Consider the following 14836-nt stretch of genomic DNA (forward strand, 5'->3'; position numbering starts at 1 on the left):
TCTTGCCACACTCTCGCATATCATGACCGCAGGGAAACGCGCACGCCTCGACCGCATCGGGACAGACGAGAAGTACGTCATCGTCCCGATGGACCACGGTATCACTATGGGGGCCGTAAAGGGCCTCAAGGACATCGAATCGACCATCGACGCCGTCACGCGCGGCGGCGCGGACTCGGTACTCACCCAGCGCGGCATCGCCGACCGGGTCCACCCGAACAAGAACGGCGCGGGCTACATCGTCCACCTCAACGCGTCGACGACCATCGGCCCCGACGAGAACGACAAGCGCATGACGGGTACCGTCGAGGACGCCATCCGCGCCGGTGCCGACGCCGTCTCCGTCCACATCAACGTCGGCAGTCAGTACGAACCCGAGCAGATAGAGGATCTGGCCGCCCTGACCAGCGAGGCCGAGCGCTACGGCCTGCCCGTCCTGGCGATGAACTACGCCCGCGGGCCCGACATCGATCCCGACGACCCTGATTACAACCAGGCCGTGGGCCACGCCGTCCGTTTCGCCGAGGAACTGGGCGCGGACGTCGTCAAGACTGGCTACACCGGCGACGCCGAGACCTTCCAGCACGTCGTCGAGTCCACCTCGCTCCCCGTCGTCATCGCCGGCGGCGCGAAGGGGACCGACGAGGAGACGCTCGCGATGGTTCGTGGCGCGATGGACGCCGGGGCAGCCGGCGTCTCGATGGGGCGGTCTATCTTCCAGCACGACGACCCCGAGAAGATCGCTCGCGCTGTCGCCAGCGTGGTCCACGACGATTCGAACGCCGAGGACGCGCTCGAAGCGGCCGAACTGGCCGTCCAGGCCTAGAAACTGAACAGCGACAACACGCGACGGGCGACGGATTCGTCGCCGTCCCGGGCGTCCGACGCCGCGTCCGGGTCGTCTTCGGCGGGCCCCGCCGCCGGGGTCGCTTCGCCGTCGGATTCGGACCGAGATGCCGCCTCGCCAGCAGACGCCGACGCCCGGTCGCTGTCGCCGTCGGTCCCGCTATCCTCGTCGCGCTCCTCGGGGGCTGTGACGCCGGAGGCGGACGCTTCGTCCGCCTCGTCTGCGTCGGGGGCAACCTCGTTTTCTGCGTCGGTCGCGCCCTCCTCGTCTGCGTCCGGGGTGGCACCTTCGCCCGTCTCGGCCGTGCTCTCGTCGGATGTCTCTGCGACGGTAGCCGATTCGACCGCAGGCGTTTCCGACGAGGACCGAGTAGATTCGCCCGTCCCCGCATCTGCTTCATCGTCGCCTTCCTCCGCGGACGGCGTCGGTTCCTCCGACGCGGTCGTGTCTTCCTGTTCACCCGACTCGTCTCCGCCGGCCGACGGTGCGCGCTCGTCCGAGTCGGGGTCGCTCTCCGGCGGGTCCTGTCCACCGCCGGTCGCGGACTCCGGTGTGTCGACCTCGTCGTCGGTCGCGGACTCCGCCGCCGTGGTGTCCGTCTCGACCGCGGCCGGCGCTTCTGTCGCTTCCCCCGTCTCGGCCCCTCCTGGTGACTCGGCTGCTCGTCCGACTCCCGAGCGTCGCCGCGGTCCCCCTGTGTTGTCTCGGGATCCCTCGAATCTGACACGCCGGCGTCCGACGACGTGGACGGACTGACGACCGTCCCGCCATCGGTCGGTTCGAGCGGTCGAGCCCTCTTGCCGCCAGAGCCCGCCTGGTCGCTCTGCAGGGACTCCTCGCCGCTCGCGGCAGTTCCGTCCGACGGCGGTGCCCCCTTGTGTTCGAGGTCCTCCCGCTCGGCACCGACGAGTTCCATGGCGATCTTCCGATAGGCTATCGAGGCACCGCTGTTCGGCGCGTTCGAGACGACGGGGCGACCCCTGTCCTGAGAGTGGGGGACCGCCTCGTCCTCGGGGACGTGTCCGAGTAGTTCCACCTCGAGGAACTCGGCGACCCGGTCGGCCCCGGGCGACGCGCCCGTTCCGGACTTCGTGAGGACGAGGCCCCGGACGTCACAGTCGACGCGCTCTGCGAGCTGTTTCGTGTTCTGGACGTTTCGGACCGAGGCCACCCGCGGCGTCGAGACGAGGATCACCTCGTCGGCGACCTGCATCGGCCGCACCGTCTCTTCGCTCAACCCAGCTGGCGTATCGAGCAGGACGATGTCGTAGTGCCACCGGAGCGTCTCGACGACGTCCGGGAGGCGTCGGAGGTCGGTCTCGGCGTACCCCTGGAGATCCGTCCCGCTCGGAACCACCGAGAGCCCCGAGTCCGTCCCGTAGGTCGCCGCCTCGACGCCACACTCGCCCGCGAGGACGTCGTGGAGCGTCGTCGCCTCCGTGACGTCGATGTCCACGTCGAGGAAGTCGACGAGGTTCGCCATCGCCAGGTCGAGTTCGACCGTGACGGTTGAGTACCCCGCTGCGGCGAGCGACGCCCCGAGGTTGATACTCGTCGTGGTCTTGCCCACTCCACCCTTGGCCCCAGCGATCGCACAGGCGAATCTGTTGTTCATAATTTACGAACCAGATACCAGTATCTGTTACTCATTTATTAGATTAGATTGATAACTCTTGTGCCCGTGTTATCTACGATGAATACGATCTGTCGTATGGGCACGGTCGGTCGGCAGCATCGACCGTGTCCGTGGACAACGGGGCTACGGGTTCCGCCACGTTCAAGCCCCATCGTCGCGGACGTGGGCACATGACACGAAGCGTGTGGCTCAAGGCCGACGACGAGGTCGGTGACTGGGAGACGCGGAAGCGACGAATCACCGCCGGTCTCGAGGCCGGCGTCGACTGGGTGCTGGTCGACGAGGCCGACGTCGAACGGGTCCGTGACCTCGGCGCGGTCGACGTCGCGGCCTTCTCCAACGGCGACGTCCACGTCATGGACGCCGAGGGCGACGACTCCGACGCCGACGCCACCGTCGTCGGCAAGGACGGCGAGGGCGACGGCACCGTCGACCTCCCGACGGACTTCTCCGGGTCTGCGGACCTCTCTGCGCTGCGCCGCGACGGGACCGCCGCCGAGGGCGGCTACGTCCGTATCTTCGACGAGGACTACGAGGCCTTCGCCGAGGAGGTCGCGAAGGCGGCCGAGTTCACCATCGTCATCGGCGAGGACTGGCAGATCATCCCGCTCGAGAACCTCATCGCCCGCGTCGGCGACGAGACCGATCTCATCACCGGCGTCCAGAGCGCCGAGGACGCCCGGACGGCCTACGAGACGCTCGAACACGGGGCCGACGGCGTGCTGCTGGACACCGACGACGTCGACGAGATTCGAAAGACCGTCGAGGTCCGCGACGAGATGGGACGAGAGCAGGTCGACCTGGAATATGCCACCGTCACCGCCGTCGAACAGACCGGTTCTGCCGACCGGGTCTGTATCGATACGGGCAACCTGATGGACCACGACGAGGGGATGCTCGTCGGGTCGATGGCCCGCGGCCTCTTTTTCGTCCACGCCGAGACGGCCGAGTCACCCTACGTCGCCTCGCGCCCCTTCCGGGTCAACGCCGGCGCCGTCCACGCCTACGTCCGCACGCCCGACGGCGGGACGAAATACCTCTCGGAGCTGCAGTCCGGCGACGAGGTCCAGGTCGTCGACGCCCAGGGGCACACCCGCGAGGCCATCGTCGGCCGCGCGAAGATAGAGAAGCGCCCGATGTTCCGCGTCCAGGCCGAGACCGAGGCGGGCGACCGCATCGAGACGTTACTGCAGAACGCAGAGACCATCAAGGTCCACACCCGCGACGGGCGCACCGCCGTCACGGACCTGGAGGTCGGCGACGAGATACTCGTCCACTACGAGGACACGGCGACGCACTTCGGCGAGAAGATCGAAGAGAGCATCATCGAGAAGTGAGGTCGGCCGCCGTCTTGCCCTTCCTCTCACTCCTCGGGAATCGTTGACAGGTTCTATCTCCCCCGGTCCCTCTCTTCACCCGGTGACGCCGATGCAGACACCGCTTCCCCCGTGGCAACGCCGGGCGACGGTGCTCGTCGCCGGCCTCGCGACGACGTCCTCGCTGCTCGGTCTCTTCCGGCCGGGCCACTACCCGCCGAGACTCCTCCCGGCGTTCTACGTCCAGGACCTCGTGATCCTGCTTGTCGGCGTGCCGGCGCTCGTTCTCGGCCTCCGGGCCGCCGTGGCTGCCTCGCCCCGCGGCCGCACCGTCTGGCTCGGTGCACTGGCGTTCATGACCTACATGTGGGCGTCCGTCGGGCTCCAGGTGCCGTTCAACCGCTTCTTCCTCGGCTACGTCGCGCTCTTTGGCCTCTCGCTGTTCACGTTCGTGGGCGGCGTCGTCGACACCGACCCCGCGGCCGTGGCGGCGACGCTCGGTGACGGGATCTCGGAACGGCACTACGGGGCGGTGCTCGGGGTCATCGCGGCCGGACTGGCCGCGCTGTGGCTTTCGGAACTGGTCCCGGCCACACTCACGGGAACGCCGCCGCTGCTCGTCACGGAACAGGGGCCCCAGGCGCTCGTCTCGCACTTCCTGGACCTTGCGGTGGTCGTCCCCGCGCTGGCCATCGTCGCGCGGTGGCTCTGGCAGCGGCGGGCCTGGGGGTACGTGCTCGCCGGCGTCGCGCTCGTCTTCGGGGCGCTGCTCGCGCCGGCCATCACCGGCATGACGCTCGCGCTCTTTCTCACCGGTGCAGTGACGCTGCCGCTCGTGGCCGTCGTCTTCACTGCGCTCCCGGCGCTCGTCGCGGTGACGTTCGCGGTCGGCTACCTCCGCCGGGTTCCGGGAGCCGACCGGGACGGCCGTCCGGATGCCGCTCCCTCGCCGTGAGTGAGTCGCTCACGACGTCACGGACGTCGGCCTGAGAACCAGCGCAGACAGGCCTGCGAGGACCAGCAGGCCCGCCCCGAGGGCGAACGACTCCGCCCACCCCACGCGCGCCACGAGGATGCCCGTCACCGTCCCGCCGATGATACCCCCCGGAATCTTCGCCGAGTAGACCAGTGCGTAGTTCTCAGAGGAGCGCGCCCGGCCGTAGTACTTCCCGACCAGCGAGGGGAAGATGGCGAAGACGGGACTCCGGAAGAAAGCCGTCCCGGCGACCAGCACGACGAACAGCGGCCCCAGGCCCGACAGGCCGGAGACTATCGCGGCGCCCAGCGAGCAGCCGCCCAGGACCAGCGAGACGCCGACGGTCCGCTCGCCACCGAGGCGGTCCGAGAGCGTGCTCATCACGATGACGCCCATCGCGTCGGCCAGCGCGACGACGGACGCGACGGTGGTCGCCGTCCCCGGGGCCAGTCCCAGGCCGGTCGTGAACCCGACCGACTGGCCGATGAGCATCAACCCGACGCCGTCGACGACCAGCATCACCCAGTAGAGCACCCAGAACTGCCAGGTGCCGACGACCCTCCGCCACCCGACGCTCGCGTCGACGTCGACGGCCCGGTCGGACGCCGTCCCCGCTTCCGTCGCTTCGTCGCGCTTCGGCGGGTCGCGGACGACTATCGTCGCCAGGAGCCCCAGCCCACCGACCACTGCGCCGAGGGCCAGCAGCGTGCCCGTGTACGAGGCGTCGATGCGGGCCTGGACCAGCGGGATGACGACGACGCTCACGGCGCTGAACGCCGTCGTGACCACGCCCGTCGCCAGGCCGCGGCGGTCGGTGAACCACTTCACGGGCGTGTTGATCGCGACGGTGTAAGCCATCCCGCTGCCGACGCCCCCGAGGCCGTAGGCCAGCGCGGCGACCGGGTAGGTCGTCGCCAGCCCCAGGCCCCCGTAACCAGCGAACAGGAGGACGGACCCGATGCCGAGCACCGCGCGGGGCCCGTACCGGTCGCGGATGCCGCCGGCCGGGAACTGGACCAGCGTCTGGGCGACGACAAACAGCGTGAAGACGGTCCCGAGCGCTGCCGGCGAGGCGCCGACGCGGGCCCCGACGGCGCCGCTGAGCGTCGTCCAGACGAACTGGTAGGTGCCAGACGCCCCCATCACGCCCGCCGCGACGGCGACCAGGAGCCACCGTCTCGCCGGCCGGTCGGCGACGGTGTCGGCCACAGTTCAGTCGTCGTGCTCGGAGTCGGCCGGTTGGAGGCGGGTCGTACACCAGTGACAGAACTCGAGGTCCTCGTCGAGCTCCTGCCCGCAGTTGGGGCAGGTATCGCCCTCGACGACCTCCGTGGCCCGGTTCTCCTGGGTGGCCATCCAGTAGGCGTCGGCCATGCTGAGCGCCGTGATAGCCAGCAGCGCTATCGAGGCCTCCAGCGGCAGCGCCTGCGAGGCCGCGACGAACGCCTCGATGGAGAGCTCGTCGGGCATGACGTCGCCGCCGACCAGCAGCGTCGTCGTGCTGACCACGAGGCCGAACCACAGGATCGCCCGCAGCCATTCCCGCAGGTAAACGTGCCCGAGACCGGGGTAGACGAAGGCGAGCAAGGCGGCGAGCCACGGCCGCTTGCGTCCTGTCTCGCTCATTAGTGGCGTCTCGGTCACGAACGACCCTATATCTTCCCCTTCGGGGAGTTTCGGGCGAGGCGGGGCTTCAGGGACGCTCCGGGGCGTTTCGCGTCGCTACTCCCCGGCCAGGTCGTACCGGTCGCCGTCGTGCTCGTCGGCGCCCGCCCTCTCACGGTGGGTGGGTCTGTGTCCTCCCTGCGACTACGGAGAGGTCACCCCGAACCACGCCAGAGGCTCTCACTCGCCCGCCGAGAGCCGTCGAATCGTCCCGACGAGCACGTCCACGCCGATGTCAAGCGTCCGCTCGTCGACGTCGAAGGTGGGGGTGTGGTGGCCGCCGGGGTGGTCGGTCCCCAGGCCGACGAAGGTGGCCGTCCCGCCGTGGCGCTGGACCCGGTCCATGAGGTACGTCGCGTCCTCGCTCCCGCCCAGCGGAGCCTCGTGACGGCGGCTGTCGACCCCGGCGACGGACCCCGCCGCCTCGTAGACCACGTCGGCCAGTTCGGCGTCGCTCTCGGCACTGGGTGCCTCCGCCGTCGTCTCGGTCCGCCCAGTGCAGTCGTGCATCGCAGCGGCGTGCTCGACCACCTCGTCCGCTCGCTCGCTCATGTACTCCTTTAGTTCAGTGGTCTCGCCGCGGACCTCCCCCTCGATGCGGGCCTGTTCCGGGACGATGTTGGTCGCCGTCCCACCCTCGACGACGCCGGCGTTGACCCGCGTCGCACCGTCCTCGTGGCGACGGATGGCATGGAGGTTCTGGACGGCCGTCGCGAGGGCCTGGACGGCGTCCCGGCCGGCGGCCGGGTGGCCCCCGGCGTGGGCGGACTCGCCCTCGAAGGTGGCGACGAACTGCCGGACGGCGAGGAACCCACCGACGCCCGCGACCACTTCGCCGGTGGGGTGGTCGAGGCCGACGTGGATGGCCAGCAGGTGGTCCACGTCGTCGAGGCGACCGCTCTCGGCGACGGGCTTGGCGCCGCCGATGACCTCCTCCGCTGGCTGGAAGAGCACCTTCAGCGTCCCCGCGAAGTCGCTCTCGGCGACAGCCTCGAGCACGCCGAGACCGATTGTCGTGTGCGCGTCGTGCCCGCAGGCGTGCATGTACCCCTCGTTCTCGGAGCGGAAGCCGCCCTCGGTGGGCTCGTGGTGGCCCTCCTCGCTTTCGTGGACCGGCAGCGCGTCGATGTCGACACGGAGGGCGACGGTCGGGCCGGGGCCTCGTTCGAGGACCGCCAGCGCGCCCGTGAACCCGCCCGCGACCCGTTCGAGGACGTCCTCGCGCGCGCCAGCCTCGCGGGCCTTCTCGAGCCAGGCGTCGAGCTCCTCGTCGTTGGGGACCGCCATCCGCGCCTCGGCGTCGAGTATCTCCGGCCCCACGAGCAGGTCGTCGACGCCGATACGTTCCAGCTCGTCGACGATACGACTGGTGGTGTAGTACTCGCGCCAGGCCGGTTCCGGATACCGGTGGAGGGTGCGCCGGAGCGAGACGAGTCGCTCGCGTCTGTCGTCGTCCATACCGCCCGCGACGGGCCCGACGGACTTATGACCCGCTGCCGACCTGTCGGCGCTGTTCGACGTCCACTTCCACGTGGACCCCCGCCGGGAACGACCGTTCGGTGACATCCCGGGCGAACTCCTCGTACCCGACGATGTCGATGGTCCGCTCGTAGACGGTGTAGTTCCAGGCGTCGAACCGGCCGCCGTCGGGGCCGAGCGACTTCGACTGTGGCACCCGAAGGTCCCGCGGCGGCTTCGGGTGCGGTCCCTTCAGCTCGACGCCCTTGCGCTCGGCCGATTCCTTGATGTCCGAGACGACGTCGTCGAGGCGATATCGGTTCCCGCTGGTGAGCGTCAGGGTCGTGACGAAGGGCATCTCTGTGGGATGCAGGCCGGCCGGGGGCAAAAGGGCATCTCTTTGGGCCCGGTCGCCCCGTGCGGTGGACCTCCACGCGCCGTGTGGCGGGTACCGGACCGGCATTCTCGCGTGGCGCTCGCCGACGCGCGGCCCGTGGCACGGTTTCGCTGCCGTCTCCGATATTCTCTTAAGTACCGGTGTACTACCTGTCGGTAATGATAGAGGCCACGAGCGCGGGAGCCATCCTCTTTCGCGATACGCGTGGCCGGCGTGAGTACCTGTTGCTCAAGAGCCGCCCCGGGGACTGGGAGTTCCCGAAAGGCGGCGTCGAGGGCGACGAGGAGCTCCAGCAGACGGCCATCCGCGAAGTGAAAGAGGAGGCCGGAATCGGTGATTTCCGGCTCTTGGACGGTTTCCGCAAAGACTACGACTACGTCTTCGAGGCGAACGGCAACACCATCCACAAGACGGTGCACCTGTTCGTCGCGAAGTCCTTCGAAGCATCGGCAGAGCTCTCCACGGAGCACCGCGACCTGCAGTGGCGCGACTACGAACAGGCGGTCAACACCGTCACGCAGGACGGCCCGCGCGAGATACTGAAAGACGCACACGAGTTCATCGACGAGGAGTTCGAGAACGGCGAGGCGTGAGCCCTCGCGGGCCACCGGTCGCCGGCCCCCGAGCGACAGCCTTCGCCGTCCGAGAGGGTGTCGACCGCGAGAAAACGCCACTCCGGGGTAAATTCCCCGTGGATTTATATATGATTACTGAGATGTCCCGCCTGAAGATCCCACAATGTTAGAAGACGGACTCTCCTACCCAATGCAGGGCGACAGTTGGATCGGGCGGCTGTTGATCGGCGGCATCCTCATCTTCCTGTCGGTACTCATCGTGCCGGCGTTCGCGTTCTACGGCTATCTCCTGCGCGTCCTCGAGTCGACCATCGAGGGCGACGCCGAACCCCCGGAGTGGGACGACTGGGGCGGCCTCATCGTGGACGGACTGAAGGTTACGGTGGTCGGCATCGCCTACGCGCTGGTGCCGACCATCGTCATCGTCGGCCTCGGCGCTGGACTCATCGGTCTGGGTTCGGCGGCCGGCGACCAGGGCGGCCTCCTGGCAGGGTTCGGTATCGTGACTATCCTGCTGATGATTCCGGTGCTGTTCCTTGTCTACTACATCGTGCCGGCCGCGCTCTCGAACATGGCCGTCGAGGGTCGCCTCGGTGCCGCCTTCGACGTCGGCATGCTCAAGCGCGTCGTGCTGTCCACCGACTACTTCGTCGCCGTGCTGATGCCGATCGTCGTCGGCGTCGTCGTCAACGTCGTCGCGCAGGTGCTCGTGCTCACCGTCGTCGGTGGCCTGCTGGTCCCGTTCGTCATGTTCTACGGTCAGGTCGCCGTCTTCCGGATGTTCGGGCTCGCGTTCGCAAAGCAGGTCAACGCAGGCGGCGGGCAGCCATCGGGCGTCGCGACGACGGTCTGAGACGACCTCCCCGACAGTTTTTATCCGGCCACGCCAACGAGCGGTGTGGACCACGCCGACTCCGAGTTCGCGTTCGAACTGGCGGTCTGTCAGTGGGCCGAGCGCGCGTGGGACCCCGACGACGACTCGGCGGTGCTGGTCGCCCGCCAGCTCGGGACCCGATACCGCCGCTGGGACACGCTCGTTCTCGAGTGTGACCCCGACGGCCTCCGCCAGCGTGCCGAATTCGGCCTCGACGCGCTGGACTCGGACCTCCTGCACGTCGTCCGGCACGCACCGGCCGAGTGGACCTTCTACCGCGACGCGCTCCCGGATCCGGGCTACCCCTGGCGCTACGTCCGGGAGGCGATTCACGAGGCCGACGAGCGTGACGCCCTCGAGTCGCGAAAGCGGGGCAACCGAATCGAGATACGCCGGCGGCACACCTATCCGGACTGGGTTCGACGGGTCGTCGCCATCGAGAACAAACCGGACCTCACCGCGAGCGCCGCGCGCGCGCTCGTCCCGCAACTCGAACGCGACGTCGCGCTCGGCCTGGCAGACGAGGTGTGGGTCGCGACGGCGACGACGGGCGAGCACGTCGAACCCATCCTGCTCGCGGATCTGCCGGCCGAGGCGGGCGTCCTGACCGTCGACCCGGACGCGGGGAGCGCCGAGGCGGTCTGGCAACCGCGGACGCTCGCCGTCGGCGACCCCGGCACCCGGATTCTGGAGCGTCCGGACGACGAAGCGAGCGCCGCCCGCTTCGAGTACGCCGACCCCGAGTGGAAGGCCGGGAAGCGCCTCGAGATCGCCGAACGGGCCTACGAGCGGGGCTGGCGGGCCTACGCCGCGACGATGCGCCCGGACTGCCGGCACTTCCGACTGCACGCGGGCGACTCGGGCGTCTCTCCCTTCTGTGGCGCCAAGGGGCGGGTGCCGACGCAAAACGAGTGTCGCGGGTCCTGCGGGGCCTTCGAGCCCGAACCGCCGGCCTGGCGGTCGAAGGGGTGGCCGCTCGAGGGCGGCCCGGGCAAGGCGAGCAAGCGATTGCTCGACCGGCGGCGTCGCCGCCAGCGGCCGGGCTGTGGGTCCGAGTGACTACGCCTCGGTCGTCTGGACGTCCAGCGCGTCCCGCTCGACGGCGAGCCTGAACGTCGGCACCGTCTTCTGGACCGTCTCGACGAGGCCCTTGTCGACCAGGCTCCGCAGCGCCGACCGGACGGCGTCTACCTCCGGGTCCTCGCCCGCGTCCCGGACCGCGTGGAGCACCGAGACGACGCTCTGGCTCTCCTCGTCCGGGCCCGCGATGACGTCGAGGACGACCTGTTGCAGCGGCGTGACCGTCACCGTCTGGACCCGGTCCGGGTCCTCACCTTCGACGAGGGTGGTCGCCTCCGGCGTCGCACAGATGAGGCTGTCCTCGTTCCGGTAATAGTACTCTTTGAGCTCTGCCTCGAGGTACTGGTGGACCTCGCTCCCGCTGTCCATCCCCCACCGCTCCTGGAGCTCGCGGTTCTTCGTCGGCTGGAGCGCGACGATGTCGGCGAGCCGCTCGCTGGCCTCCTCCGAGAGGGTCATCGCGGGTACGTAACCGGAGGGGCGTAACAAGCGTTCTGGAGTCGTCTCGGTCGGCAGCCTCCCACCCAGACAACATATTTGTCGCTCCGGCCCCTCTATCCGGTAGATGGAGACGTCTCGTCTCGCTCGACTGGTACTCTCTGTAGCCCTCCTCGTTTCGCTGGTGGTGGCGATGGCCGCCGGCCCGGCGGCCGCCGCGGACGCGAGAGTCACGCTGACCGACGCGACGGTCACGCCCGCAACGCCGGTCGCGGGCGCCCCGATAACCGCCGAGGCGACGGTCAGGCTCTCGGCGGGCAGCGACACCCGGATCCGGCTCGACACCGTCAGCGTCCGCGACGCCGACGGCGATACGCTGGGCGAGGCCGCCGACCTTGGCCGACTCTCGCCCGGCGAGACGCTCTCGGTCCCGGTGACGTTCAGCGTCTCCGAGTCCGGTACCTACGACCTCACGCTCGTCGTCGAGGGCCGCGATTCCGACGGCGAGCGCGTCCGTGCCACGCGCCCGCTCTCCGTCGGCGTCGAGCGCGCCGAACCGCTGGTGGAACTGCGGACCGACGGCCTGGTGGCCGGCGCGGACGCCCCGGTCCAGGCTGTCGTCTCGAACCCGACGACGGCCCAGCTCCGGGGCGTTACCGTTCAGGTGACCGACCCGGCGACCGGCGAGCGCCTCCGGCGGACGACGCCGGCGCTCGCGGCGGGGGCCTCGACCACGCTGAACTTCTCGGTCCGGGCGAGCGAACCCGGCACGACCAATCTGACCGTCGCGACGACGTACACGACGCCGACGGGCGCCGAGGTATCCTCGACGTTCGCGCGCCCGACGCCCGTCGACCCGCTGACCGACGACGTCGGCGTCCGCGTCCGGCGCGCCCCGGCCGACGACGCACAGGGGCAGGTGACGACGGGCCTGGCCGGCATCCTCGGCGGGGCCGGCGGGGGCGGGGGCGCCCTGCAGCCACAGCAGGACGACGCGGCGTCGGGCAGCGAGGACGCCGTGACCGTGACGGTGACAAACTTCGGGAACGCCGCCGTCGACGACGTGGTGCTGGCCGGCGAGTCGGCAAACGGCACCCTGCTGACCGCCGTCGGCCGGTTCGCGGTGGCCGACCGCCTCGACCCCGGCGAGTCCGCGACCGTCGAGGCCGACCTCGCGGACGTCTCGGCGGGTCGCGTCGCCTTCGTCGCCACCTACCGCGCCGCGAACGACTCGGCCGGGCGCGCCGTCGGTGCGTTCGCCCTCGACAGGGGTGTCGGGCAGGCGACGCTGTCCGGCCTTGACGTGGTCGTCGACGACGACGGCCGCGTGGCCATCAGCGGGAACCTGGCAAACGTCGGCGACGGCGACGTGCGGAGCGCGCTGGTCGCCGTCGAACCGACCGAGGGCGTCGAACCCGCCTACCCCCAGCGGACCTACTTCGTGGGCACCGTCGCGAGCAGCGAGTTCGCCCCCTTCGAGCTGGTCGCGCAGGCCGACACGGACAACGCGACGGCCGTGACGGTCCGACTGGAGTACACCGCCGGCGAGACGCGGTTGACCGACCGGGTCGAGGTCCCGCTGCCGGCCGACGACGGCACCGACCGCGACGCCCCCCTCCAGTCAGCGACGCTCGTGGCGTGGATCGGCGGCGGTCTCGCCGTGACCGTCGCGCTGACGCTCGCGCTCCGACGGCGCGTCACCGGGACGCGATGACGGGGGCGCCGGACGCCGGTGACGCGGCGGCGAGTTCCGTAGCGGCCGCGGGGGTCTCGACAGGCCCCGAGGTCCCGCCGCTCCGTCTGGTCGACGTCACGAAGCGCTACGACAGCGGTCGGGCCGGCTACGTGACGGCGCTGTCGCACGTCGACTTCGCCGTCGAACCCGGTGAAGTGGTCTCGGTGGTCGGCCCGAGTGGGAGCGGCAAGTCGACGCTGTTGAACCTGCTCGGCCTGCTCGACGACCCGACGAGCGGCCGGGTCGAGCTGTGGGGCCGGTCGACGGCCGGCCTCTCGGCGGCGGCGCTGACCGACGCTCGCCGGGAGTCCATCGGCTTCGTCTTCCAGGACTTCCACCTGCTGCCGACGCTGACCGCCCTCGAGAACGTCCGCCTGCCGACCGCCTTCCTCCCGGGCGACGCCACCGACCGGGCCCGCGACCTGCTCGAACGCGTCGGACTCGCCGACCGGATGGACCACACGCCCGACGAGCTCTCGGGCGGGCAGAAACAGCGCGTCGCTATCGCGCGCTCACTCGTAAACGAACCCGCGGTACTGCTGGCAGACGAACCGACCGGCAACCTGGACCGGGAGACCGGGACACAGATTCTAGAGGAGGTCCGCGCCATCAGCGACACCGGCGTCGGCGTCGTCGCCGTCACCCACGACGACCTGGTCACCGACTACGCGGACCGGACGGTCGAGCTCGTCGACGGGGTGATACGGCGTGAGTGACCGCTTCCCCGCGCTGACGCTCGCAACGCGGAACCTCTCGCGCCAGCGCGTGCGAGCGGCGCTGGCGGCGCTGGGCATCGTCATCGGCGTCTTCGCCGTCGTGACGCTGGGACTGCTGGGGAACGCCCTCGGCGTGGCGGCGACGGAGGAACTGGGCGGGCTGGGCAACCAGGTCATCGTCAGTCCGTCGGAGGCCTCGGGCAGCGACTCGCTGGACTCCCGGGACCTGGCGGCGATTCAGCGCGTCGCCAGCGGGCGCGGGACGGTGGTGCCGCTCCGGGTGACCGGGGCGCAGGTGCGAGCAAGCGGCGGGCAGACGTTCGCCCAGGTGTACGGCACCGACCGGCCCGGGGAACTGTTCGGTAACGGGAGCGACGGCATCCCGGCGTTCCATCGGCAAGGCGCGCTCGTCGGCGCGGACGTGGCCGCCGACCTCGGCGTCCGCGAGGGCAGCACCGTAACCGTCGAGGAAAACGAGTACCGCGTGGTCGGCGTCCTCCCGGAGGTCTCGAGCATCTCGCCGCTCCAGCCCGACTCGGCGGTCATCCTCCCGGCCGACGAGTTCGCCACCTCGGGGTACTCGCAGGTCGTCGTCCGGGCGAACTCGCCCGACGACGCCAGGGCGGTGGCCAGCGGCGTCGAGGAACGGCTGAACGCACGCCAGCAGCGGGTCTCGGTATTCTCGCTGACCAGCATCCTCGACCGCATCTCCGAGTTCTTCGACCTGCTCAACGGATTCCTCCTGGCCATCGCCGGAATCTCGCTGGTCGTCGCCGGCGTCAGCATCTTCAACGTGATGCTGATGTCGGTCTCGGAGCGGCGCGGCGAGATCGGCGTCCTCCGGGCGGTCGGCATCCACCGCCGGCAGGTCCTCCGGACGCTGCTCGTCGAGGCGACGCTGCTCGGCGTCGTCGGGGCGCCGTCGGGGCGCTGCTGGGGACCGCGACGGTCGTCGTCACGGCGATGCTGACGGAACTGCCGCTGTGGGCGGTGCTCATGCCCGGAAACGTCGTCGTACCGCTGGGGGCGTTCGCCTTCGGCGTCGTCGTCTCGCTCGTCGGCGGCCTCTACCCGGCCTACCGGGCGGCCTGGGAGCCGCCGGTGTCGGCGCTGCGCGGGTGAC

At 70.0% G+C, this 14836-nt stretch carries 16 protein-coding genes; 10 read left to right on the forward strand and 6 right to left on the reverse strand.

The genetic code is table 11. From position 1 onward, the window contains the following. Nucleotides 1-22 precede the first annotated feature (22 nt). A complete protein-coding gene (locus P1N55_RS17750; protein ID WP_276276804.1) occupies nucleotides 23-826 on the forward strand; it encodes a 2-amino-3,7-dideoxy-D-threo-hept-6-ulosonate synthase in 804 nt (267 codons plus the stop codon). Here the strand turns inward: P1N55_RS17750 and P1N55_RS17755 are convergent. Then, nucleotides 711-2462 (reverse strand): P-loop NTPase, encoded by a 1752-nt coding sequence (locus P1N55_RS17755; protein WP_276276805.1) that lies wholly within the window; start codon nucleotides 2460-2462, stop codon nucleotides 711-713. The two genes, P1N55_RS17750 and P1N55_RS17755, sit on opposite strands and share 116 nt — an antisense overlap. Before the next feature lie 191 nt (nucleotides 2463-2653). On the opposite strand from P1N55_RS17755, the gene P1N55_RS17760 reads away from it, so the two are divergent. After that, nucleotides 2654-3820, forward strand: coding sequence for a 3-dehydroquinate synthase II (locus P1N55_RS17760; RefSeq protein ID WP_276276806.1), 1167 nt, complete (start codon nucleotides 2654-2656; stop codon nucleotides 3818-3820). A gap of 91 nt (nucleotides 3821-3911) precedes the next feature. Beyond that, nucleotides 3912-4754, forward strand: coding sequence for a hypothetical protein (locus P1N55_RS17765; RefSeq protein WP_346430044.1), 843 nt, complete (start codon nucleotides 3912-3914; stop codon nucleotides 4752-4754). Nucleotides 4755-4763: 9 nt separating this feature from the next. Here P1N55_RS17765 and P1N55_RS17770 read toward each other — a convergent pair whose 3' ends face one another. The 4 genes from P1N55_RS17770 to P1N55_RS17785 all read right to left on the reverse strand — a co-directional run bounded on the left by P1N55_RS17770 (nucleotide 4764) and on the right by P1N55_RS17785 (nucleotide 8256). After that, nucleotides 4764-5984 carry an MFS transporter gene (locus P1N55_RS17770; protein ID WP_276276808.1) on the reverse strand — a complete coding sequence of 407 codons (1221 nt, stop codon included), beginning with the start codon at nucleotides 5982-5984 and terminating at the stop codon, nucleotides 4764-4766. Nucleotides 5985-5987: 3 nt separating this feature from the next. Further along, a complete protein-coding gene (locus tag P1N55_RS17775) occupies nucleotides 5988-6401 on the reverse strand; it encodes a zinc ribbon domain-containing protein (protein ID WP_276276809.1) in 414 nt (137 codons plus the stop codon). Nucleotides 6402-6620: 219 nt separating this feature from the next. Next, nucleotides 6621-7898 carry an amidohydrolase gene (locus P1N55_RS17780; protein WP_276276810.1) on the reverse strand — a complete coding sequence of 426 codons (1278 nt, stop codon included), beginning with the start codon at nucleotides 7896-7898 and terminating at the stop codon, nucleotides 6621-6623. 25 nt (nucleotides 7899-7923) lie between these two features. Continuing rightward, nucleotides 7924-8256, reverse strand: a complete 333-nt coding sequence (locus P1N55_RS17785) for an uS10/mL48 family ribosomal protein (protein ID WP_276276811.1) — start codon at nucleotides 8254-8256, stop codon at nucleotides 7924-7926. 197 nt (nucleotides 8257-8453) lie between these two features. On the opposite strand from P1N55_RS17785, the gene P1N55_RS17790 reads away from it, so the two are divergent. From P1N55_RS17790 to P1N55_RS17800, 3 genes are all read left to right on the forward strand, one after another. Further along, nucleotides 8454-8888, forward strand: a complete 435-nt coding sequence (locus tag P1N55_RS17790) for a bis(5'-nucleosyl)-tetraphosphatase (protein ID WP_276276812.1) — start codon at nucleotides 8454-8456, stop codon at nucleotides 8886-8888. A gap of 172 nt (nucleotides 8889-9060) precedes the next feature. Next, entirely contained in the window at nucleotides 9061-9723 is a 663-nt protein-coding gene (locus P1N55_RS17795) for a DUF4013 domain-containing protein (RefSeq protein WP_276276813.1), read from the forward strand. Nucleotides 9724-9768: 45 nt separating this feature from the next. Continuing rightward, nucleotides 9769-10803, forward strand: a complete 1035-nt coding sequence (locus tag P1N55_RS17800; RefSeq protein WP_276276814.1) for a DUF5787 family protein — start codon at nucleotides 9769-9771, stop codon at nucleotides 10801-10803. On the opposite strand, the gene P1N55_RS17805 is transcribed toward P1N55_RS17800, so the two are convergent. Further along, nucleotides 10804-11283, reverse strand: coding sequence for a DUF5797 family protein (locus tag P1N55_RS17805; protein ID WP_276276815.1), 480 nt, complete (start codon nucleotides 11281-11283; stop codon nucleotides 10804-10806). A 106-nt stretch (nucleotides 11284-11389) separates the two neighbouring features. Between P1N55_RS17805 and P1N55_RS17810 the strand changes: the two genes are divergently transcribed. Genes P1N55_RS17810 through P1N55_RS17825 form a run of 4 tightly spaced genes read left to right on the forward strand, consistent with a single transcriptional unit; the run spans nucleotide 11390 to nucleotide 14835 of the window. Further along, a complete protein-coding gene (locus P1N55_RS17810; RefSeq protein ID WP_276276816.1) occupies nucleotides 11390-12976 on the forward strand; it encodes a COG1361 family protein in 1587 nt (528 codons plus the stop codon). Continuing rightward, complete coding sequence (locus tag P1N55_RS17815) at nucleotides 12973-13713, forward strand: ABC transporter ATP-binding protein (RefSeq protein WP_276276817.1); 741 nt, start codon at nucleotides 12973-12975, stop codon at nucleotides 13711-13713. The genes P1N55_RS17810 and P1N55_RS17815 overlap by 4 nt, the downstream gene beginning before the upstream one ends. Next, nucleotides 13706-14683: an ABC transporter permease gene (locus P1N55_RS17820; RefSeq protein ID WP_276276818.1), complete on the forward strand. Its 978-nt coding sequence runs from the start codon at nucleotides 13706-13708 to the stop codon at nucleotides 14681-14683. The genes P1N55_RS17815 and P1N55_RS17820 overlap by 8 nt, the downstream gene beginning before the upstream one ends. Further along, entirely contained in the window at nucleotides 14677-14835 is a 159-nt protein-coding gene (locus tag P1N55_RS17825; protein WP_276276819.1) for a hypothetical protein, read from the forward strand. The genes P1N55_RS17820 and P1N55_RS17825 overlap by 7 nt, the downstream gene beginning before the upstream one ends. Nucleotide 14836: the final 1 nt, after the last annotated feature.

Source organism: Haloarcula regularis (genome assembly GCF_029338315.1).
GTDB classification, from domain to species: Archaea; Halobacteriota; Halobacteria; order Halobacteriales; family Haloarculaceae; genus Haloarcula; species Haloarcula regularis.

Excerpts from the sequence above, each read along its gene's own strand:
- P1N55_RS17750 (WP_276276804.1), top strand. The coding sequence starts at position 23 with ATGACCGCAGGGAAACGCGCACGCCTCGACCGCATCGGGACAGACGAG.
- P1N55_RS17755 (WP_276276805.1), bottom strand. The coding sequence starts at position 2,462 with ATGAACAACAGATTCGCCTGTGCGATCGCTGGGGCCAAGGGTGGAGTG.
- P1N55_RS17760 (WP_276276806.1), top strand. The coding sequence starts at position 2,654 with ATGACACGAAGCGTGTGGCTCAAGGCCGACGACGAGGTCGGTGACTGG.
- P1N55_RS17765 (WP_346430044.1), top strand. The coding sequence starts at position 3,912 with ATGCAGACACCGCTTCCCCCGTGGCAACGCCGGGCGACGGTGCTCGTC.
- P1N55_RS17775 (WP_276276809.1), bottom strand. The coding sequence starts at position 6,401 with ATGAGCGAGACAGGACGCAAGCGGCCGTGGCTCGCCGCCTTGCTCGCC.
- P1N55_RS17780 (WP_276276810.1), bottom strand. The coding sequence starts at position 7,898 with ATGGACGACGACAGACGCGAGCGACTCGTCTCGCTCCGGCGCACCCTC.
- P1N55_RS17785 (WP_276276811.1), bottom strand. The coding sequence starts at position 8,256 with ATGCCCTTCGTCACGACCCTGACGCTCACCAGCGGGAACCGATATCGC.
- P1N55_RS17790 (WP_276276812.1), top strand. The coding sequence starts at position 8,454 with ATGATAGAGGCCACGAGCGCGGGAGCCATCCTCTTTCGCGATACGCGT.
- P1N55_RS17795 (WP_276276813.1), top strand. The coding sequence starts at position 9,061 with ATGCAGGGCGACAGTTGGATCGGGCGGCTGTTGATCGGCGGCATCCTC.
- P1N55_RS17805 (WP_276276815.1), bottom strand. The coding sequence starts at position 11,283 with ATGACCCTCTCGGAGGAGGCCAGCGAGCGGCTCGCCGACATCGTCGCG.
- P1N55_RS17810 (WP_276276816.1), top strand. The coding sequence starts at position 11,390 with ATGGAGACGTCTCGTCTCGCTCGACTGGTACTCTCTGTAGCCCTCCTC.
- P1N55_RS17815 (WP_276276817.1), top strand. The coding sequence starts at position 12,973 with ATGACGGGGGCGCCGGACGCCGGTGACGCGGCGGCGAGTTCCGTAGCG.
- P1N55_RS17825 (WP_276276819.1), top strand. The coding sequence starts at position 14,677 with ATGCTGACGGAACTGCCGCTGTGGGCGGTGCTCATGCCCGGAAACGTC.